This window comes from Microbacterium lacusdiani (genome assembly GCF_054779895.1).
In genome coordinates this window covers 61,987-81,015 of the sequence record NZ_BAAGXJ010000029.1, presented here as the reverse complement: position 1 = coordinate 81,015, position 19,029 = coordinate 61,987, and the positions used below count along the sequence as shown (strand labels likewise).

At 70.1% G+C, this 19,029-nt stretch carries 27 protein-coding genes; 5 read left to right on the top strand and 22 right to left on the bottom strand.

Going from position 1 to position 19,029, the window contains the following annotated elements; all coding sequences use genetic code 11:
- Nucleotides 1-234 precede the first annotated feature (234 nt).
- The 5 genes from ACYVGN_RS12745 to ACYVGN_RS12725 all read left to right on the top strand — a co-directional run bounded on the left by ACYVGN_RS12745 (nucleotide 235) and on the right by ACYVGN_RS12725 (nucleotide 5,401).
- Nucleotides 235-1,671, top strand: coding sequence for a tyrosine-protein kinase domain-containing protein (locus ACYVGN_RS12745; protein ID WP_460791184.1), 1,437 nt, complete (start codon nucleotides 235-237; stop codon nucleotides 1,669-1,671).
- A gap of 6 nt (nucleotides 1,672-1,677) precedes the next feature.
- Nucleotides 1,678-2,280, top strand: a complete 603-nt coding sequence (locus ACYVGN_RS12740; RefSeq protein ID WP_055992229.1) for an arsenate reductase/protein-tyrosine-phosphatase family protein — start codon at nucleotides 1,678-1,680, stop codon at nucleotides 2,278-2,280.
- Between the two features lie 44 nt (nucleotides 2,281-2,324).
- Nucleotides 2,325-3,209, top strand: a complete 885-nt coding sequence (locus ACYVGN_RS12735; protein WP_460791182.1) for a hypothetical protein — start codon at nucleotides 2,325-2,327, stop codon at nucleotides 3,207-3,209.
- A gap of 4 nt (nucleotides 3,210-3,213) precedes the next feature.
- The gene (locus tag ACYVGN_RS12730) at nucleotides 3,214-4,464 is read left to right on the top strand and encodes a hypothetical protein (RefSeq protein ID WP_460791180.1); all 1,251 of its coding nucleotides are present in this window, start codon (nucleotides 3,214-3,216) and stop codon (nucleotides 4,462-4,464) included.
- A gap of 124 nt (nucleotides 4,465-4,588) precedes the next feature.
- Nucleotides 4,589-5,401, top strand: a complete 813-nt coding sequence (locus tag ACYVGN_RS12725) for a hypothetical protein (protein WP_460791179.1) — start codon at nucleotides 4,589-4,591, stop codon at nucleotides 5,399-5,401.
- Between the two features lie 10 nt (nucleotides 5,402-5,411).
- Here ACYVGN_RS12725 and ACYVGN_RS12720 read toward each other — a convergent pair whose 3' ends face one another.
- From ACYVGN_RS12720 to rplX, 22 genes are all read right to left on the bottom strand, one after another.
- Nucleotides 5,412-6,083, bottom strand: a complete 672-nt coding sequence (locus tag ACYVGN_RS12720; protein ID WP_460791177.1) for an endonuclease/exonuclease/phosphatase family protein — start codon at nucleotides 6,081-6,083, stop codon at nucleotides 5,412-5,414.
- Between the two features lie 52 nt (nucleotides 6,084-6,135).
- Nucleotides 6,136-6,987 (bottom strand): tRNA pseudouridine synthase A, encoded by an 852-nt coding sequence (locus ACYVGN_RS12715; RefSeq protein WP_460791175.1) that lies wholly within the window; start codon nucleotides 6,985-6,987, stop codon nucleotides 6,136-6,138.
- A 29-nt stretch (nucleotides 6,988-7,016) separates the two neighbouring features.
- Nucleotides 7,017-7,712, bottom strand: coding sequence for a 5'-methylthioadenosine/S-adenosylhomocysteine nucleosidase (mtnN, locus tag ACYVGN_RS12710; RefSeq protein ID WP_460791173.1), 696 nt, complete (start codon nucleotides 7,710-7,712; stop codon nucleotides 7,017-7,019).
- A complete protein-coding gene (locus ACYVGN_RS12705) occupies nucleotides 7,709-8,188 on the bottom strand; it encodes an S-ribosylhomocysteine lyase (protein ID WP_460791171.1) in 480 nt (159 codons plus the stop codon). The genes mtnN and ACYVGN_RS12705 overlap by 4 nt, the downstream gene beginning before the upstream one ends.
- A 180-nt stretch (nucleotides 8,189-8,368) precedes the next feature.
- On the bottom strand, nucleotides 8,369-8,908 hold the full coding sequence (gene rplQ, locus ACYVGN_RS12700) for a 50S ribosomal protein L17 (RefSeq protein ID WP_460791170.1): 540 nt from the start codon (nucleotides 8,906-8,908) through the stop codon (nucleotides 8,369-8,371).
- Between the two features lie 39 nt (nucleotides 8,909-8,947).
- On the bottom strand, nucleotides 8,948-9,937 hold the full coding sequence (locus tag ACYVGN_RS12695) for a DNA-directed RNA polymerase subunit alpha (RefSeq protein ID WP_055992209.1): 990 nt from the start codon (nucleotides 9,935-9,937) through the stop codon (nucleotides 8,948-8,950).
- A 164-nt stretch (nucleotides 9,938-10,101) separates the two neighbouring features.
- Nucleotides 10,102-10,500, bottom strand: coding sequence for a 30S ribosomal protein S11 (rpsK, locus tag ACYVGN_RS12690; protein WP_055992206.1), 399 nt, complete (start codon nucleotides 10,498-10,500; stop codon nucleotides 10,102-10,104).
- Nucleotides 10,501-10,525: 25 nt separating this feature from the next.
- Nucleotides 10,526-10,900, bottom strand: a complete 375-nt coding sequence (gene rpsM, locus ACYVGN_RS12685) for a 30S ribosomal protein S13 (RefSeq protein WP_055992202.1) — start codon at nucleotides 10,898-10,900, stop codon at nucleotides 10,526-10,528.
- A gap of 154 nt (nucleotides 10,901-11,054) precedes the next feature.
- Nucleotides 11,055-11,171, bottom strand: coding sequence for a 50S ribosomal protein L36 (rpmJ, locus tag ACYVGN_RS12680; RefSeq protein WP_005050492.1), 117 nt, complete (start codon nucleotides 11,169-11,171; stop codon nucleotides 11,055-11,057).
- A 63-nt stretch (nucleotides 11,172-11,234) separates the two neighbouring features.
- Nucleotides 11,235-11,456, bottom strand: a complete 222-nt coding sequence (infA, locus tag ACYVGN_RS12675; protein WP_055992200.1) for a translation initiation factor IF-1 — start codon at nucleotides 11,454-11,456, stop codon at nucleotides 11,235-11,237.
- A gap of 171 nt (nucleotides 11,457-11,627) precedes the next feature.
- Nucleotides 11,628-12,314, bottom strand: a complete 687-nt coding sequence (locus ACYVGN_RS12670; protein WP_460791168.1) for a DsbA family protein — start codon at nucleotides 12,312-12,314, stop codon at nucleotides 11,628-11,630.
- Between the two features lie 23 nt (nucleotides 12,315-12,337).
- The gene (map, locus tag ACYVGN_RS12665; RefSeq protein ID WP_460791167.1) at nucleotides 12,338-13,186 is read right to left on the bottom strand and encodes a type I methionyl aminopeptidase; all 849 of its coding nucleotides are present in this window, start codon (nucleotides 13,184-13,186) and stop codon (nucleotides 12,338-12,340) included.
- A 20-nt stretch (nucleotides 13,187-13,206) separates the two neighbouring features.
- Nucleotides 13,207-13,806 (bottom strand): adenylate kinase, encoded by a 600-nt coding sequence (locus ACYVGN_RS12660; RefSeq protein WP_460791165.1) that lies wholly within the window; start codon nucleotides 13,804-13,806, stop codon nucleotides 13,207-13,209.
- Nucleotides 13,803-15,125: a preprotein translocase subunit SecY gene (secY, locus tag ACYVGN_RS12655; protein WP_055992191.1), complete on the bottom strand. Its 1,323-nt coding sequence runs from the start codon at nucleotides 15,123-15,125 to the stop codon at nucleotides 13,803-13,805. Before secY ends, ACYVGN_RS12660 begins: the two co-directional genes overlap by 4 nt.
- A 102-nt stretch (nucleotides 15,126-15,227) precedes the next feature.
- Nucleotides 15,228-15,728: a 50S ribosomal protein L15 gene (gene rplO, locus ACYVGN_RS12650; RefSeq protein ID WP_082543140.1), complete on the bottom strand. Its 501-nt coding sequence runs from the start codon at nucleotides 15,726-15,728 to the stop codon at nucleotides 15,228-15,230.
- Nucleotides 15,728-15,913, bottom strand: a complete 186-nt coding sequence (gene rpmD / locus ACYVGN_RS12645; RefSeq protein ID WP_055992188.1) for a 50S ribosomal protein L30 — start codon at nucleotides 15,911-15,913, stop codon at nucleotides 15,728-15,730. Before rpmD ends, rplO begins: the two co-directional genes overlap by 1 nt.
- Nucleotides 15,913-16,605 (bottom strand): 30S ribosomal protein S5, encoded by a 693-nt coding sequence (rpsE, locus tag ACYVGN_RS12640; protein ID WP_134745969.1) that lies wholly within the window; start codon nucleotides 16,603-16,605, stop codon nucleotides 15,913-15,915. Before rpsE ends, rpmD begins: the two co-directional genes overlap by 1 nt.
- Nucleotides 16,602-16,961: a 50S ribosomal protein L18 gene (gene rplR / locus ACYVGN_RS12635; RefSeq protein WP_055992182.1), complete on the bottom strand. Its 360-nt coding sequence runs from the start codon at nucleotides 16,959-16,961 to the stop codon at nucleotides 16,602-16,604. Before rplR ends, rpsE begins: the two co-directional genes overlap by 4 nt.
- Before the next feature lie 2 nt (nucleotides 16,962-16,963).
- Nucleotides 16,964-17,500: a 50S ribosomal protein L6 gene (rplF, locus tag ACYVGN_RS12630; RefSeq protein ID WP_460791163.1), complete on the bottom strand. Its 537-nt coding sequence runs from the start codon at nucleotides 17,498-17,500 to the stop codon at nucleotides 16,964-16,966.
- 6 nt (nucleotides 17,501-17,506) lie between these two features.
- Entirely contained in the window at nucleotides 17,507-17,905 is a 399-nt protein-coding gene (rpsH, locus tag ACYVGN_RS12625; RefSeq protein WP_055992177.1) for a 30S ribosomal protein S8, read from the bottom strand.
- A 172-nt stretch (nucleotides 17,906-18,077) separates the two neighbouring features.
- A complete protein-coding gene (gene rplE, locus ACYVGN_RS12620) occupies nucleotides 18,078-18,665 on the bottom strand; it encodes a 50S ribosomal protein L5 (protein WP_082543139.1) in 588 nt (195 codons plus the stop codon).
- Between the two features lie 2 nt (nucleotides 18,666-18,667).
- On the bottom strand, nucleotides 18,668-19,027 hold the full coding sequence (rplX, locus tag ACYVGN_RS12615; RefSeq protein WP_055992171.1) for a 50S ribosomal protein L24: 360 nt from the start codon (nucleotides 19,025-19,027) through the stop codon (nucleotides 18,668-18,670).
- Nucleotides 19,028-19,029: the final 2 nt, after the last annotated feature.

The window sequence follows — 19,029 nt, the reverse complement described above, 5'->3', positions numbered from 1 at the left end:
TGCGACGCAAATCGTCCACTAGACCAGGTGCTGGTGCGGCGCGAGCCGCCGACGGCACCCGGGTGGGACGTGCGCCATGCTAACAGTGAGCGGTTACGAGCCCGGTCGGGCGGGCCCCGGGAAAGCGGGCAGAACAGCCCGCGGACGCGTCCCCAGCAGAGGATCCGGGGGCTCGATCCGGGCGCGTTGCGCGGCCATGCAAGAATCGGTATGCCCACGCGACCAGGAGAGCACGTGACCCTACAAGACATCATCCGGATCCTTCACAAGAGCTGGATCGTCATCGTCGTGACCGCGCTGCTCGGTCTCGGCCTCGGCGCCACCGCCTCTCTGCTCGCCACGCCGGTGTATCAGTCGTCGACACAGCTGTTCGTCTCGGTGCGATCCAATGATGCCGCCACGGGGGACCTCGTTCAGGGCAGCACGTTCGCGCGGCAGATCGTGACGAGCTACGTCGACGTCGTGAAGACCGCCATCGTGCTCGAGCCGGCGTCGCAGCAGCTGGGCATCCCGGTGGGCCAGCTCACCGGCCGCGTCACGGCCACGTCGCCCACGAACTCGGTTCTGCTGAACATCACCGCGAGCGCCAACGAGGCTCAGCTGGCAGCCGACATCGCCAACGCGGTCGGCGAGAGCTTCATCCAGGTCGTGACCACCGAGCTCGAGGCTCCCACGGGCGAGGGCGAGTCGAGCCCCGTTCAGCTGAAGACGGTGCAGCCTGCGCAGGTGCCCGGTGCACCGGTGAGCCCGCGCGTGCCCGTCAACCTGGTCGCAGGACTCCTGGTGGGCATCGTGGTCGGCCTCGGCTACGCGTTCCTCCGGAGCATGCTCGACACGCGCATCCACTCGCTGCACGACATCGAGCAGATCACCGACAAGCCGCTGCTCGGCGGCATCGCGTACGACCCGGAGGCGAGCTCGCGCCCGCTCATCGTGCACGCCGACCCGCGCAACCCGCGCGCCGAGTCGTTCCGCACGCTCCGCACCAACCTGCAGTTCCTGCAGGTCGGCGAAGGATCGCGCGCGTTCGTCGTCTCGAGCGCCGGCCCCAGCGAGGGCAAGTCGACCACGACGGCGAACCTCGCGATCTCCCTGGCCGAGACCGGCGCCCGCGTCGCGTTGCTCGACGGCGATCTGCGCCTGCCCAAGCTCGCGACGTACATGGGCATCGAGGGCGGCGTGGGCATGACCGACGTGCTCATCGGCAAGGTCGAGCTGGTCGACGCGCTGCAGCGCTGGGGCCGCACTCAGCTGTACGTGCTGCCCGCAGGCAAGGTGCCGCCGAACCCGAGCGAGCTGCTCGGGTCGACGGCCATGGATCGCCTGCTGGAGATGCTGGGCGAGCACTTCGACTACGTGCTGATCGACGCCCCGCCGCTGCTTCTCGTCACCGATGCCGCGGTCGTCAGCAAGAAGACGAAGGGCGTCATCCTCGCCGCCGCTTCGGGCCAGACCAAGAAGGCCGCTCTGCAGGCTGCCGTCCGCACGCTGGAGACCGCAGGCGCCGAGCTTCTCGGCGTGGTGGTGACGAAGCTGCCGACCAAGGGCCCCGACAGCTACGGCTACGGCGAGTACGGCTACGGCCAGAACAACCCAATCGATGACAGCGTGCTGGAGTCGCGACGCGAGGGCGAGCAGGCCGCCCGGCGCAGCACCGCCGGCAAGAGGTAGACGGCGATGGGGACGTTCACGATCCTGACGGTGTGCACGGGCAATGTGTGCCGCTCGCCGCTCGGCGAGCAGCTGCTCGCCCTGGGCCTCCAGGGCCTGCCGGTCGCCGTCGCCAGCGCGGGCACCGGAGCCCTGGTCGACGAGGGCATGCCCACCCAGTCGCTGCGCATCGCCCGCGGCCTCGGAGTTCTGACGCCCGAGACGCACCGGGCGCGGCAGATCACCGCCGACATGATCCGGGAGGCGGATCTGGTGCTGGGGATGGCTCGTGAGCACCGCCGCCAGATCGTCGAACTCGTCCCCCGCGCCTCGCGCTACACGTTCACGATCCGCGAGTTCGCCCGCATCGCCGAGGCGGTGCCCGCCGAGACGATCGACGACCTCGTCCGCGACGAGCCGGACGCGGCCGAGCGGATGCGGCTGGCCGTCGAGGAGATCGGGTTCTCGCGCGGCACGGTGCCGCCGGCCGCGACCGAGGACGGCGACGATGTGATCGACCCGTACCGCCGATCGGATGACGTGTTCGAGCAGTCCGCACAGCACCTCTCACCCGCGGTTGCGACGACCGTGGCCCTGCTGCGCCGCGCCGCGGATGCGGGATCGGCATGAGACTCCGCCAGAGTCTGGGCACATTGTCCCGAACGTGGACATTCGTGGGAGTCGGGCTGCTCGGCGCCGTCGTGCTGGTGCTGTCTGCGCTCGCTCTCACGCAGCATCGGGGCACGCCGCCCGCGGCTGAATCCCCCTCGGAGACGAGGACGCCCACCGAATCGCCGGAGCCGACCACCTCCGCGACTCCGTCCGCCGAGCCCGAGGCCCCGGCAGCCGTCGCTCCGACCCGTCATCTCACGCAGCTCACCACGGGCACGCTCATCCGGTCGACGTCCGGTGAATGCGGCGGCAGCGCCCCTACCGTCGAGTTCAGCACCGACGCCGGCGCCACCTGGACCCCGGGTGACACGAGCGCCGCCGGCGCGTCGCAGGTGCTGAGGCTGCTGTCGGGCGACATCGGGCAGGCGATCACGCTCGACGCGACGTGCGCCCCGAGCGGCATGTGGTCCTTCAGCGAGGGCGCGGCGTGGGAGCAGGCCGCCGACCTCGTCGGCGGCTCCTGGTACTTCAACCCGGGTGCTCCGACGACCGTGCACGCCCCTGCGGGCGATGTTCCCCTGCCCTGCACCGCTCTCGCGCTGTCCGCCTTCGACACCACCGCGATCGCGCTGTGCGACGACGCCACGGTCGTCACGACGGCCGACAACGCCGCCACGTGGTCTGCTCCTGTCCCCGCACCCGGGGCCCTGACCGTCCACGCCGCCGCGGACGGCTTCCGCGTGATGATCGACGGCGCAGCCGCCCAGTGCGCGGGCGTGCAGGTCGCCGCACTCACGGACGGCGCCATCGCTTCCCCCGGCGCCTGCCTGCCCGCGGAGTTCGCACCCGGTGACGTGGCCCTCGCCGCCGGCGGCGACGGAACGGTCGTCGTGTGGGCCGGCGACGTCGTGGGCCGCTCGGCCGACGGCGGCGCGAACTGGGGCTGACGCCGTGAGCGGGTTGGACTCCCTCTTCGAGGGTGAGAAGCGCGCGGTCCGGCCGGCCGCGAAGCAGGAGCACTCCCCGTCGGGGGCCCCGCTCGAGTCGCTCTTCGACGGACAGCCGCGCCGGCAGCCTGCTTCGGCCGACGCACCGAGCGCGGCCGCCGCGACGACGCGCCTCGACTCCCTGTTCGTCTCGCCCGACGGAGCATCGGATCGCGGAGCCGCGGCGCCGACCCCGCCTGGCGTCGACTCCGGGCCCACTGCACGGCGATCGGCCGCGGCGCTCGCCGTGCTCCGGCGCGTTCCGCCGCGCGCCGTCCTCCTCGGCGGTGCGCTCGTCGTCGCGCTCGTCGGCACCGGCGCAGCGGTGACCGCGATGACCCTTCAGGCGCAGGAGTCCGCAACGTCGCAGCTCGCGGCCACCGCGGCGAACCAGGCGCAGGCCGACGCCCTTGAGCAGGCGCAGTCCGAGCTCGCGTCGGCCACCACCCAGCTGTCCCAGAAGCATCAGGCGCTGCTGGACGCCTCCGCGGCCGCCTCCCAGTTCGCCGATCGCGCCGGCACGGCGCTCCGCGGCGCCGAGGAGGTTCTCGATCCGGCGCTGGTCGCGGCGGCACGCGATGCGGCCACCGCGCTGAAGCGCGAGGCCTCGGCCGTCGACGCGGTCGCGTTGCCGGAGCCCTTCGAGCTCGAGATCGCGGGCGTCGCCACGCCCGCGCAGCTCTCCGACGGGCTCGAGACCGTGGCGCACCAGAGCGCGCTCGTGGATGAGATCCTCACGGCGATCGAGGAGATCGACCGCCGGCTGACCGGCGTCTCGGAGACGGCCCTGGCGTCCGTCAAGGCGCTCACCGACACGTTCCCGGATGTCGCCGCCTCGACCCATGACGCCGCACCGCTCGTCGGCGCGGCGCTCCACGACGCCCTGGACACCGCAGCCTCCGCCACCGGCGTGGACGGACCCGACGCGATCGCGGCCTTCCTCGCCGCCGTCGGGGCCCTGCGCGACGAACAGGCGCGCCTGGAGGAACTGGCCCAGGAGCCGCCCGCGTACGAGGCGCCGGTGGACCCGGTCGCGCCGCCCGCCACCACGGAACCCGAGCCGACGACGGAGCCCGAGCCCACGACGGAGCCGGAACCCACGACCGAGCCCGAGCCGACCACCGAGCCCAGCGAACCGCCGACCGACGAGCAGCCAGGCGGCGGAGGCGGCGTCATCCTGCCGCCCGGACTGGGCGGAACCGACACCCAGGGCTGAGCCCGCCGCCACGGCCGTTCTCGTCCATCCTCCCTAGCAGACGAATGTGACGGTGCGATCCGCGCCCCTTCAGGCTGACCCGGTATGGTTCCGCGGCGGGGGCAGACGGAGAGGTGATGACAGGATGAGCGGACTCGACGAGCTCTTCGCCGACGACGATCATGACCAGCCGATCGGCCCGGCGACGCCGAAGGCGCGGCCGACCACGGACGCGTCGTTCGCGATGCAGTTCGCGGACGCGACCTCGCCCGGCGACATCGCGCGCGCGAACCCCGGCCCCATGCGCCGCGGGCAGCAGCGCCCCGCGCCGGAGCCTGCCGGGGACTCCGCTCCGACCGCTCCCCTGCCCCGGTACGGCCGGCACGAGGACTCCGTCCTGCCGCAGCCCACCGAGCCCGTCCAGGCTCCTCAGCCGCGGCGAGCACGCGGGCCGATCCTCGGCGGCGCGCTCGCGCTCCTCCTCCTCGGCGGCGGCGCCACGACGGCGCTGTGGGCATGGGCCTCCGAGGCGCCGGCCGCCGCGCGCGCCGTCTCCACGCCCGAGCCGCTCGCGTCGCCCACCGTGATCGGCGCGACGCCTCGCCCCACCGCCACACCGAGCCCGAGCCCGGTCGCCTCGCCGTCACAGCCGGCCGCCCCGCCGGCCGCCGACGCGGCGTCCGCTCCCGAGGCGCCCCTTGAGGAAGCCGCCCCCGTCCAGCCCGCGCAGCCCGCCCCCAGCGCTCCGCCGGTCGCCCAGCCGTCGCCGACCGGATCCGCCCCGCCGTCGGCGACCGCGCCGGCTCCAGCGCCGAGCCCCAGCTCGACCGCGGAGGCCCCCGCGAGCGGCGACGACGCGCGCACGCCGACGTCGACCCCGCGGCCCAGCGACTCGCCTGACGAGCCCGAGTCGGACGGTGGCGTGATCGGCGAGATCGTCGACTCGCTGTTCGGCTGAGCGGCGCGCCTCAGTTCCGGTAGGTCGCCGTGACCAGGATCGGCAGGTGATCCGACGCGCCCTGCGGCAGCGTGGTCACCTTGCCGACGTCGAGGCCGATCGATGTCGCGAAGTCGTAGTGCCCCTTGAAGAAGCGGTAGCGCGTGTAGGTGCGCGCGTCGCTGAGCGTGAGGTCGTGCCCGTGACCCCGGATGTGCTCACCGAGGCGCTCCTTGAACACCGGGTAGTTGTAGTCGCCGACCATGAGCACCGGCAGCCCGTCCCCCAGCTTGCTCAGCTCGGTCAACGCGGTGCGGATCTGGTGGCGGCGCAGCGAGTTCAGCGCCGTCAGCGGCGCGGCGTGGAAGGACGCGATCACCACGTCGCGTCCCGCGTCGATGTCGCGCAGCCGCGCGGCGAGCACGCGCTCGTGCGCGGGCCGGAGCAGGATGTCGTGGAGCGACTTCTTGAGCGACAGGCTCACGACATCCTGGAGCTGGAACATGTTCTCGCGGTAGTAGAGCGCCAGGCCGAGGCGGTTCTTCGCGGTCGCGCGCGCGAGCGTCAGTCCCGGGAGATGGGACGGCAGGTGCGCTGTGTCGGCCTCCTGGAGGCACAGGACGTCGGCCTCCCACCGGTCCACCAACTCCTCGAGCTCGTGGGCCGCGGCATGCTTGCGCAGGTTGTACGAGATCACCCTCATGTCGGCTCCACCCTACGCTCGGCGGTCTGCGCGCCCCCTGGGGTTGACGAGGTTATTCGTCGTCCCTCCGACGCCGGGTCTGCTCCGCGCGAGAGGCGAGCAGGTCGTCGGCCGGGTAGCCGACCTCGGTCAGTGTGAGGCCCCGCGCCGCCAGCACCTTGAACTCGCTGGTGCGCAGGCGCGCGTCCCGGATCGCCACGAGGTGCTCGGGCAGCAGCTTGCCTTCGCCTGCCGCGACGCATGCGCCCACGAGGGCGCGCACCATCGAGTGGCAGAACGCGTCGGCCCGCACGTGGGCCACCAGCACACCGAGGTCGTCTCGACTCCATTTGTAGTCGAGCAGCGTGCGGATCGTGGTCGACTCAGGCCGCGGCTTGCAGTAGGCGGCGAAGTCGTGGAGCCCGATCAGACTGCGGGCCGCGGCGTCCATCGCCTCGACGTCCAGCTCGGCCCGCACGGTCGTCGTGCGGTGCCGCTCGAGCGGGTCGTACCCCGTGATGGCGTCGGCCACCCGGTACTCGTATCGCCGCCAGACCGCCGAGAAGCGCGCGTCGAACCCCTCGAGCGCACTCGACGTGCGGAGGACGGCCACGTCGGCGTACTGGCCCAGCACGCCGGTCAGGCGGCGGGCGAGCGGAGCGACCGGGTCCTCCTGACGCACGCTGTCGCGTCGGCGCTGGGTGGCGCGCGCCCACTGCGCGTCGTCCAGGTCGGTGTGGGCGACCTGGCCGCTGGCGTGCACTCCCGCGTCGGTGCGCCCCGCCACGGTCAGCGTAACCGGCGACCCGATGATGCGCTCCAGAGCCCCTTCGAGCACTCCCTGCACGGTGCGCAGGCCCGGCTGGCGGGCCCAGCCCCGGAAGTGCGTGCCGTCGTAGGCGATGTCGAGGCGGATGCGGGGCACGGCTCCAGCCTATGCGGCACCGGCTCGCGTCAGAGCGCCGCGAGCGCGCCCAGCACGACGCGCGCCGAGCGCTCGGCGGCGCCGTCGATGTGGGTCAGGAACTCCGTGCCGTCGGGCGCGCACAGGTCGGAGACCGCGCGCACGGAGACGAAGCGCACGCCGTGGTTGTGCGCCACCTGCGCGATCGCGGCCGACTCCATGTCGACCGCGAGCAGGTGCGGGAAGTCGCGGCGCAGCTCCTCGGCGAGCTCTGCGGTCACGAACCGCTCGCCGGAGCCGATCGAGCCCTCGCGCACCGTGAAGTCGCCCGCCGCCGACAGCATCGCCCGGCGCAGCGCGGGGTCGCCGTCGTAGGCCACGGGCATGCCGGGCACCTGGCCGAGCGCGTATCCGAACGCACGGGCGTCGGCGCCCACGTTGACCAGCGAATCGCTCACGACGACGTCGCCGACCTGGACGCCCTTCGCGAGCCCGCCGGCCGATCCGGCGCTCACGAGGTGCACGTCGCGCCCGTATCGGCCGAGCGCACCCGCGGCGGCGTCGGCCGCGTTCACCATGCCGATGCCCGTGCGCACCAGCACGTGGGTCCGGCCCTCGACCACGATGCCGCGGTGCTCCGCGCGGCCGATGACCACCGGCTCGCTGACCTCGCCCGCTTGCTCGAGGAAGGGCGCGGCCTCCTCCTCCATCGCGACCAGGACGACCGCGACGGAACCGGCGCTCACCGGCTCTCGCCCACGAAGACCTGCGCCCACTGGCCGCGCTCGGCCAGGAACGCTCGCGCGGCCTGCTGCGCGCCCTCGAGCGTGTGGTTCGCGCCCCAGCCGCACTGCACCTCGTTGGCGGCGGGCACCTCGTCGGCGTCGAGGATGTCCTGCAGCGTCGCGGCCACGAGCTCCTCCACCTGCTCGAACGTGTGGTCGCCCTGCAGGATCAGGTAGAAGCCCGTCTGGCAGCCCATGGGCGAGAAGTCGATCACGCGGTCGGAGTGGTTGCGGCTCTTCTCCGCGAACAGGTGCTCGAGCGAGTGGATGGCCGGCATCTCGAGGTGCGCGATGTTCGGCTGCGCGAAGCGCACGTCGTACTTCACGATCACGTCGCCGTGCGGCAGCACCTTGCGGTCGGCGACGCGCAGGTACGGCGCGGCGACGGCGCGGTGGTCCAGGTTGAAGGACTCGACGTTCATGCGGGGCTCGGTCACCCTTCGAGCCTAATCGCGCACGTATCCGAAGGGATCCGCACATCCGAAGGCGGATCCGGATCCATCGGTCTTCGGAATCGCGGATCGCTTCGGATGTGCCGCTCCGGTGACGCCGCGCGGGCCCGGGAACGACGAAGGGCCCTGCCGGACGGCAGGGCCCTTCGTTCGTGGGAGAGGGACTTACTTGGTCTCCTCCGCGGGAGCCTCGGCGGTCTCCTCGGCAGCGGCCTCGGTGGTCTCCTCGGCCGGAGCCTCCTCCACGACCTCGGTCGTGTCCTCGGCGGGGGCCTCCTCGGCCGGGGCCTCCTCGGCGACGGGAGCCTTCTCGGCGGCCGGCGCGGCCTTCTTGACCTTCGGCGAGACGGGCTCGAGGACGAGCTCGATCACGGCCATGGGGGCGTTGTCGCCCTTGCGGTTGCCGACCTTGGTGATGCGGGTGTAGCCGCCCTCACGCTCCGCGACGAGCGGCGCGATCTCGGCGAACAGCGTGTGCACGACCTCCTTGTCGCCGATGACCGAGAGCACGCGGCGACGCGCGTGCAGGTCGCCGCGCTTCGCGAACGTGATCAGGCGCTCGGCGAGCGGACGCAGGCGCTTGGCCTTGGTCTCGGTCGTCTTGATCGACTTGTGCGTGAACAGAGCCGCCGCGAGGTTCGCGAGAAGCAGACGCTCGTGGGCGGGGCCGCCTCCGAGGCGGGGACCCTTCGTGGGCTTAGGCATTTCTTGTTACTCCAGTTGTCGGAAAGAAGTCGAAACGGATCAGAGCGACTCGTCGTCGTAGCCGCCGTAGAAGCCGGTGCCGTCGAAGCCGGGCACCGAGTCCTTGAGCGACAGGCCGAGCGAGGTGAGCTTGTCGCGCACCTCGTCCACCGACTTCTGTCCGAAGTTGCGGATGTTCATGAGCTGCGTCTCCGAGAGGGCGACGAGCTCGCTGACCGTGTTGATCCCCTCGCGCTTGAGGCAGTTGTACGAGCGGACCGACAGGTCGAGGTCCTCGATCGGCATCGACAGCTCGTTCGAGAGGACGGTCTCGACCGGCGCCGGGCCGATCTCGATGCCCTCGGCCTCGACGTTCAGCTCGCGGGCCAGGCCGAACAGCTCGACCAGCGTGCGGCCGGCCGAGGCGACGGCGTCGCGGGGGGCGATCGACGGCTTGGTCTCGACGTCCAGGACGAGCTTGTCGAAGTCGGTGCGCTCACCGGCACGCGTGGCCTCGACGCGGTAGCTGACCTTGAGCACCGGCGAGTAGATCGAGTCGACCGGGATCTGGCCGGCCTCGGCGTACTCGTTGCGGTTCTGCACGGCCGACACGTAGCCGCGGCCGCGCTCGATCGTGAGCTCGAGCTCGAACTTGGCGGTGTCGTTGAGCGTCGCGATGACCAGCTCGGGGTTGTGCACCTCGACACCGGCCGGGGCCGAGATGTCGGCGGCCGTGACCTCGCCGGCGCCGGTCTTGCGCAGGTAAGCCGTGATGGGCTCGTCGCGCTCGCTCGACACCACGAGCTGCTTGATGTTGAGGATGATCTCGGTGACATCCTCCTTGACGCCCGGAATGGTGCTGAACTCGTGCAGCACGCCGTCGATGCGGATGCTGGTCACCGCCGCGCCGGGGATCGACGAGAGGAGGCTGCGACGGAGCGCGTTCCCGATGGTGTAGCCGAAGCCGGGCTCGAGGGGCTCGACGACGAACCGGCTGCGGAACTCCGAGATCTTCTCCTCGGTGAGGGTGGGACGCTGTGCAATGAGCACTGGTTGTTCCTTTCGATCAAGTGCCCGCTATATGACACTTGCGTGGATGAGGTCTTGAGTTGTTCTCGGACGGACGCGCCGTGTCTCAGGGACGCGCGGCCGTGGGACGACGAGACGCCGGGGGGCCAGGGCTGCGAGAGCCTGGCTCCCCGGCGGGGATCACGTCAGACGCGGCGGCGCTTGGGCGGGCGGCAGCCGTTGTGCGCCTGCGGCGTAACGTCCTGGATCGAACCGACCTCGAGGCCAGCGGCCTGCAGCGAGCGGATCGCGGTCTCGCGGCCCGAGCCCGGGCCCTTCACGAAGACGTCGACCTTCTTGACGCCGTGCTCCTGGGCCTGGCGGGCGGCCGACTCGGCCGCCATGCCGGCCGCGTACGGCGTCGACTTGCGCGAGCCCTTGAAGCCCACGCCACCGGCCGAGGTCCAGCTGATGACGGCGCCGGACGGGTCCGTGATCGAGACGATCGTGTTGTTGAACGTCGACTTGATGTGGGCCTGGCCCACGGCGATGTTCTTCTTCTCCTTGCGGCGCGGCTTGCGCGCAGCGGTCTTGGGTGCAGCCATGTTGTTCTCCTAAACCGAACCGCGCTTAGCGGGCCTTCTTCTTGCCGGCGACGGTGCGCTTCGGACCCTTGCGCGTGCGCGCGTTGGTCTTGGTGCGCTGACCGCGGACCGGGAGGCCGCGGCGGTGGCGGAGACCCTCGTACGAGCCGATCTCGACCTTGCGACGGATGTCGGCGGCGACCTCGCGGCGCAGATCACCCTCGACCTTGTAGTTGCCCTCGATGTAGTCACGGAGCGCGACGAGCTGGTCGTCGCTCAGGTCCTTGACGCGGATCTCGGGGCTGATGCCAGTGGCGGCGAGGATCTCGTTCGAGCGAGTGCGTCCAACGCCGTAGATGTACGTGAGGGCGATCACCACGCGCTTGTCGCGCGGGATGTCGACGCCGGCAAGACGTGCCATGCGACTTTCTCCTGAGTGTTGTTGGAGGTGTGGAGCAGGATCGGTGCCCGGGCCTCCGCCCCGAGGTGTCCCCCGCGTGATGCGGGTTCTGATCCTGCCGAGATTCAGATGTTGAGTTGTGTGCTGCGAGAGACGGGGCCCCGAGGGGCCCGCATCAGCCCTGGCGCTGCTTGTGGCGCGGGTTGCTCTTGCAGATGACCATGACGCGGCCGTGGCGACGGATCACCTTGCAGTGGTCGCAGATCGGCTTGACGCTGGGGTTGACCTTCATGATTCTTCTTTCGCTGTCTTCGTACCGCGCCCTCTCGGGCACGGCCGTTACTTCTCGACCGGCCTAGCGGTAGCGATAGACGATGCGGCCGCGCGTGAGGTCGTAGGGGCTGAGCTCCACGACCACGCGGTCCTCGGGGATGATCCGGATGTAGTTCTGCCGCATCTTCCCGGAGATCGTGGCGAGGACCTTGTGACCGTTGGTCAGCTCGACGCGGAACATCGCGTTGGGCAGAGCCTCGGTGATCACACCCTCGATCTCGATGACACCGTCTTTCTTCGCCATAGACTCGCTTTGCTTGTGCAGACCGGTCGGTCTGCGGTGGGTGGATTCGGTGCCGGAGATGCGGTCGCGGCGACACGCCGAAACAGGCGCAAGGCACCAAAGATCTATGTTAGGCGACGCCGGGCGTGTCGGCAACCTCGGCGTGTCGCGCGGTGGTAGGCCGCACCGCGCTCAGCGCACCCGGGAGGCGATGTCGGCCTCCGGGTCGCCCGTGAGGGCGACGAACTCGCCGTTCAGGAGCACGGTGGGCGTGCCGATCCCCTGCGCGCCCGGCTGCACCGGCGTCTCCTCCGTGATCTGCGTCACGTAGTCGCGGTACTCGCCGTCGGCGATGCACGACTCCGCATCGCCCGCACCGGCATCGGCCGCGTAGCCGATGAGCTGCTCGTCCGTGAGACCGGTCGAGCCCTCGGCGGGCTGGTTCGCGTAGAGCGACTCGAAGAACGGGTACACGGCATCCGGGTTCGCGTCGGCGACGCAGTACGTCGCGGCCGCCGCGCGCGTGGAGTACTCGGTGCCCTGCGAATAGCGGTCGAGGATCGAGATCGGATGCAGGTTGAGCGTGAGTTCCCCCGCCGCGACGAGGTCGCGCACGGTCTCGCCGTAGATGTCGTTGAAGTCGCCGCAGATCGGGCACATGAAGTCGACGTACTCGTCCAGGACGTCGTCGCCCTCGCCGATGGAGATCGCGCCCGTCCGCGTGTCGACCACGGCGGAGCCGGGCGACTCGGCGGGGGCCGTCGCCTGGTTGTTCATCCAGACCGCGATGCCGCCGACGGCCACGAGCAGCACGACCACGGCCGCCGAGATCCAGATCGCGAGCCAGTTGGTCCGCTTCGCTCCGCCGTCGGCCGTCATGCTGTGCTCCGTTCGTCCGAGGATCAGGCGATCGGAACCGGCACGACGCCGAACGGCGCGAGGCCGGCCGCACCGCCGTCGGGTGCCGTGAGCACCCAGATGCCTCCATCGTGCACGGCGACGCTGTGCTCCCAGTGGGAGCCGTCCGAGCCGTCCACGGTGGACACGGTCCAGTCGTCGTCCTCGACGAACGTCTCGTCCGATCCGGAGGTCATCATGGGCTCGATGCACACGGCGAGTCCCGGCTTGATCTCCGCGCCGGGATCCGACGTGCGGTAGTTGAAGATCGAGGGCGCCTCGTGCATCTTCCGGCCGATGCCGTGGCCGACGTACTCGCGCAGGATGCCCGCGGGCCGCCCCGAGTGCGACAGCGGGTTCGCCTCGATGTAGTCCTGGATCGCGGCGCCGACCTCGCCGAGGCGCTTCGCCGACGCGAGCGCGGCGATGCCGGCCCACATCGACCCCTCGGTCACACGCGACAGCTCCTCGCGCCGCGCGACCACGTCGGGACGCTCGGGGTCGGGGATCACGACGGTGATCGCCGAGTCGCCGTTCCAGCCGTCCGAAGTCTCGGCCCCGCAGTCGATCGACACGATGTCACCCGGCTGCAGCGGCACATCCGTCGGGATGCCGTGCACGACGGCCTGGTTGACCGAGGCGCAGATCGTGTGCCGGTAGCCGCGCACCAGCTGGAAGTTGGAGCGCGCGCCGCGCTCGGTGATCACGCGGTACGCGACCGCGTCGAGCTCGAGCGTGGTCGCGCCGGGGCGGATCAGCGGGCGCACGGCCTCGAGCGCGGCGGCCGTGATGAGGCCGGGCTCGACCATCGCGCGCAGCTGCGCGGGGGTCTTGTAGATCGACTTGCGGAACACGTGCGGGAGGACGGCGCGGGTCAGACCGCGGCCGTGCGCACGAGGCCGCGCGCCTCGAGCGCCGCGAGGATCCGCTCGGTGATCTCGTCGAGGCTGCCGACGCCGTCGATCGTCTCGACGATGCCGCGCTCGCCGTACACCGCGAGGAGCGGCGCGGTCTGGCGCTCGTAGATGTCGAGGCGGTGCGCGATGGCCTCCTCCGTGTCGTCCGAGCGGCCCTGCTCCGCGGCCCGCAGCGCGATCCGCTTGAGGCTCTCCTCGCGCGGGACCGCGAGCTCGATCACGGCGTCGAGCGACTCGCCCCGCTCGGCGAGGAACTCGTCGAGGTGGTGCAGCTGCGCGATGTTGCGGGGGTAGCCGTCGAGCAGGAAGCCGTCGGCCGCGTCGGGCTGCGACAGGCGGTCGCGCACGATCTCGCCGGTCAGCTCGTCCGACACGAGGTCGCCGGCGTCGGTGATCGCCTTGACCTTCAGGCCGAGCTCCGTGCCCTCCTTGATGTTGGCGCGGAAGATGTCGCCGGTCGAGATCTCGGGGATGCCGTACGCCTCGGCGATCCGCACGCCCTGCGTGCCCTTGCCCGAGCCCTGGGGTCCGACGATCAGGAGACGGGTGGAGGTCATCGGAGGAGCCCTTCGTAGTGGCGCTGCTGCAGCTGCGCGTCGATCTGCTTGACGGTCTCGAGGCCCACGCCGACGATGATCAGGATCGAGGCGCCGCCGAACGGGAAGTTCTGGTTGGCGCCCACGGTCGCGAGCGCGATCAGCGGGATCAGGGCGATGAGACCGAGGTAGATCGAGCCGGGCAGCGTGATGCGCGTGAGCACGTAGTCGAGGTACTCCGCGGTGGGACGTCCCGCGCGGATGCCGGGGATGAAGCCGCCGTACTTCTTCATGTTGTCGGCGACGTCGACCGGGTTGAACGTGATGGCCACGTAGAAGTACGTGAAGCCGATGATCATCAGGAAGTAGATGGCCATGTACAGCGGGTGGTCGCCCGTGGTCAGGTACGTGGAGATCCACGTCACCCACTCCGGGGGCAGGGTGCCGTCGGCCGGGGTGTTGAACTGCGCGATGAGCGCCGGGATGTACAGCAGCGACGAGGCGAAGATGACGGGCACGACGCCGGCCATGTTGACCTTGATCGGGATGTAGGTGTTGGTTCCGCCGTACGTGCGGCGGCCCACCATCCGCTTCGCGTACTGGACCGGGATGCGGCGCTGCGACTGCTCGACGAACACGACGAGCGCCACGACGAGCACGCCGACCGCCATCACGAGCAGGAAGATCTCGAAGCCGCGGGCCTGCCAGATGGCGCCCATGGCGGCGGGGAAGGTCGCGGCGATCGACGTGAAGATCAGCAGCGACATGCCGTTGCCGATGCCGCGCTCGGTGACGAGCTCGGCGAACCACATGATGAGGCCGGTGCCGGCGGTCATCGTGATGATCATGAGCAGCTGGGCCCACCACACGTCGTTGACGAGCAGCTGCGTGCACTCCGGAATGCCCGTCACGCCGAACAGCTGGCCGGTGCGGGCGACGGTCACGAGGGTGGTCGACTGCAGCAGCGCGAGCGCGATCGTGAGGTAGCGCGTGTACTGCGTCAGCTTCGCCTGGCCCGACTGGCCCTCCTTGTAGAGGGTCTCGAAGTGCGGGATCACGACGCGGAGCAGCTGCGTGATGATCGTTGCCGTGATGTACGGCATGACGCCGAGCGCGAAGATCGACAGCTGCAGCAGCGCGCCGCCGGAGAAGAGGTTGACGAGCGAGAGCAGTCCGTCGGTGCCCGACGTCTGGTCGATGCAGCTCTGGACGTTCGGGAAGTTCACGAACGGAGCCGGCACGTGCGCGCCGAAGCGGTAGATCGCGATGATCGCGAGGGTGAATCCGATCTTCCGCCGCAGATCCGGCGTGCGGAAGATCCGCGCGATGGCGCTGAACAAGGACGTGCCTCCCGGGGAATGAGACGGGCCCGCGAGGGCGGGACCGGCCTCCAGGCTAACGCAAGGGGCCGGAAGCGATCGCTTCCGGCCCCTTGACGTGGGTTACTTGACGCTGCCGCCGGCCGCGACGATCTTCTGCTCAGCCGAGCCGGAGACCTTGTCGACGGTCACGTTCAGGGCCACGGCGATGTCGCCGCCACCGAGAACCTTGACCTTCTCGTTCTTGCGGACCGCGCCCTTGGCCACCAGGTCGGCGACGGTCACGTCGCCACCCTGCGGGTAGAGCTCCGCGAGCTTGTCCAGGTTCACGACCTGGTACTCGACGCGGAACGGGTTCTTGAACCCGCGCAGCTTCGGGGTGCGCATGTGCAGCGGCATCTGGCCACCCTCGAAGCCGGGGCGGACGCTGTAGCGCGCCTTGGTGCCCTTGGTGCCTCGACCGGCCGTCTTGCCCTTCGAGCCCTCACCGCGACCGACACGGGTCTTCGCGGTGTTGGCGCCCGGGACGGGACGGAGGTGGTGGACCTTCAGCACACCGGGGCGCTTGGCCTCGGCTGCGGTCTTCTTGTCGGCCTTGTCGGCCGTGGCCTTCTTCTCAGCCATCAGTCGATCTCCTCAACCTTGACGAGGTGGGCGACGGCCTTGACGTAACCGCGCGTCTGCGCGTCGTCGGGACGGACGACCGAGTCGCCGATCCGCTTGAGGCCGAGCGAACGCAGCGTGTCGCGCTGGTTCTGCTTCTCGCTCACCTTGGACTTGGTCTGCGTCACCTTCAGACGAGCAGCCATCAGACACCTGCCTTCGCAGCAGCGGCGGCCTCGGCCTCCGCACGGACGAGACGCGCAGGGGCGACCTGGTCGAACTCGAGGCCACGACGCGCGGCGACCGCACGGGGCTCCTCGAGCTGCTTCAGGGCCTCCACCGTCGCGTGCACGATGTTGATCGTGTTCGACGAGCCGAGCGACTTCGACAGCACGTCGTGGATGCCGGCGCACTCGAGCACGGCGCGCACGGGGCCACCGGCGATGACACCGGTACCCGCGGACGCCGGGCGGAGCATGACGACACCGGCCGCGGCCTCACCCTGCACGGGGTGCGGGATGGTGGCGCCGGCGCGGGGCACGCGGAAGAAGTTGCGCTTCGCGTCCTCGACGCCCTTCGAGATCGCCAGGGGCACTTCGCGGGCCTTGCCGTAGCCGACACCGACCACGCCGTTGCCGTCGCCGACGACCACGAGAGCGGTGAAGCTGAAGCGACGACCACCCTTCACGACCTTCGACACGCGGTTGATCGTGACGACGCGCTCCAGGAACTGGCTGTCGGCGCCACGGTCGTTGCGGTCACGGCCGCCACGGCCCTGGCCGCGCTCACCGCGTCCGCCGCGGCGGTCGCCGCGCTCGGTGCGCTGCTCGGTCTGCGCCTGCTCGGCGCCGGCCTCGGGGGCCTCGGTGGTCACTTCGGTCTCCTTGTTGTCACTCACAGGTTCAGCCCCCCTTCGCGGGCGCCCTCGGCGATCGCGGCGACACGACCGGCGTAGCGGTTGCCACCACGGTCGAACACCACGTCGGTGAACCCGGCGGCCTTGGCGCGCTCAGCGAGCAGCTCGCCGACCTTGCGGGCCTTGGCGGTCTTGTCGCCCTCGAAGCCGCGCAGGTCGGTCTCGAGAGTCGAGGCGGAGGCCACGGTGTGGCCCTTGCTGTCGTCGACGAGCTGCACGAAGACGTGGCGCGCCGAACGGGTCACGACGAGACGAGGACGGGCCTCGGTGCCGACGACCTTCTTGCGGAGGCGAACGTGACGGCGCGTACGCGCGGCCGACTTCGACTTCACAGCCATGATTACTTACCAGCCTTTCCGGCCTTGCGACGCACGACCTCGCCGGCGTAGCGCACACCCTTGCCCTTGTACGGCTCGGGCTTGCGGATCTTGCGGATGTTGGCGGCGGTCTCACCGACGGCCTGCTTGTCGATGCCGCTCACCGTGAGCTTGTTGTTGCCCTCGACGGTGAACGTGATGCCGGCCGGCGGCTCGACGGTCACGGGGTGCGAGAAGCCCAGAGCGAACTCGACGGCCGAGCCCTTCTGCGCCACGCGGTAACCGGTGCCGACGACCTCGAGGCCCTTGGTGTAGCCCTGGGTCACGCCGATGATGTTGTTGCTGATCAGGGTGCGCGTGAGACCGTGCAGCGAGCGCGAGGCGCGCTCGTCGTCGGGGCGGGTGACGAGAACCTGGTTCTCCTCGACCTTGACCTCGATGGGCTTGGCCACGGTGAGCGCGAGCTCACCCTTGGGGCCCTTCACGGCAACCTGCTGCCCGTCGACCGTCACGGTGACGCCGGCGGGGATGTCAATGGGAAGACGTCCGATACGCGACATGAGGGATCACCACACGTAGGCGAGAACTTCTCCGCCCACGCCCTTCTGCTCAGCCTGACGGTCGGTGAGAAGACCGGAGGAGGTGGACAGGATGGCGACGCCGAGTCCGCCGAGCACGCGGGGCAGCTCGGTCGACTTCGCGTACACGCGGAGGCCGGGCTTCGAGACGCGCTTGATGCCGGCGATCGACCGCTCGCGGTTCGGGCCGTACTTGAGGGTCATCGTGAGGGTCTTGCCGACGCGCGCGTCGGTCTCCTCCCACGCCGCGATGTAACCCTCCTGCTTGAGGATCTCCGCGATGTGCGTCTTCAGCTTGCTCGACGGCAGCGACACGGTGTCGTGGTGCGCCGAGTTCGCGTTGCGCAGACGGGTCAGCATGTCTGCGACCGGGTCTGTCATCGTCATATGACGTGTCCTTTGTTCATGAGGTTTCGGCTGCCGGTCCACGACAGACGACCTTCGATGATCGATCCGTATTCAGTTGTGCTTCGCGCGGCTCCGCCGCCGGCCGAGAAGATCCCGGCCGGCGGCGGAACACAAACGCTCGATCTTACCGCAGACCGACCTGAGAGATGTCTCAGGCCTGCTGGTCGTCGGCGCGGAACGGGAAGCCCAGGTGGCGCAGGAGCGCCCGGCCCTCGTCGTCCGACTTCGCGGTGGTGACCACCGTGATGTCGAAGCCGCGCACGCGGTCGATCTTGTCCTGGTCGATCTCGTGGAACACGGACTGCTCCTGGAGACCGAAGGTGTAGTTGCCGTTGCCGTCGAACTGCTTGCCCGACAGACCGCGGAAGTCGCGGATGCGGGGCAGGGCGAGCGAGATCAGGCGGTCCAGGAACTCCCAGGCGCGGTCGCCACGGAGCGTGACGTGGGCGCCGATGGGCTGGCCCTCGCGCAGCTTGAACTGCGCGATCGACTTCTTCGCCTTGGTGACGACGGGCTTCTGACCCGTGATCGCGGTGAGGTCGGCGACCGCACCCTCGATGACCTTGGAGTCGCGAGCTGCCTCGCCGACACCCGTGTTGACGACGACCTTGACCAGGCCAGGGATCTGCATGACGTTCTCGTAGCCGAACTCGTCCTGCAGCTTCTGGCGGATCTGGTCGCGGTAGACCTGCTTCAGGCGCGGCTGGATTTTGCCAGCCTGCGCGTCAATGGTGCTCACTGTCAGATGTCCTTACCCGACTTCTTCGCGTAGCGAACGCGAACAGTCTTCTTGACGCCGTCCTTGACCTGCTCCTCGACGCGGAAGCCGACGCGGGTCGGCTTCTTCGTCTCGGGGTCGACGAGCGCGACGTTGGAAATGTGGATGGGGGCCTCGTACGTCTCGATGCCACCGGTCTTCGTGCCGCGCTGCGTCTGGCCGATCCGGTTGTGCTTCGTGATGTAGTTGACGCCCTCGACGACGACGCGCTGGCCGCCGTCCACGACCTCGAGCACCTTGCCCTGCTTGCCGCGGTCGCCGCCGCGGTCCTGCTTGGCGCCGGTGATGACCTGGACGAGGTCGCCCTTCTTGATCTTCGCCATTG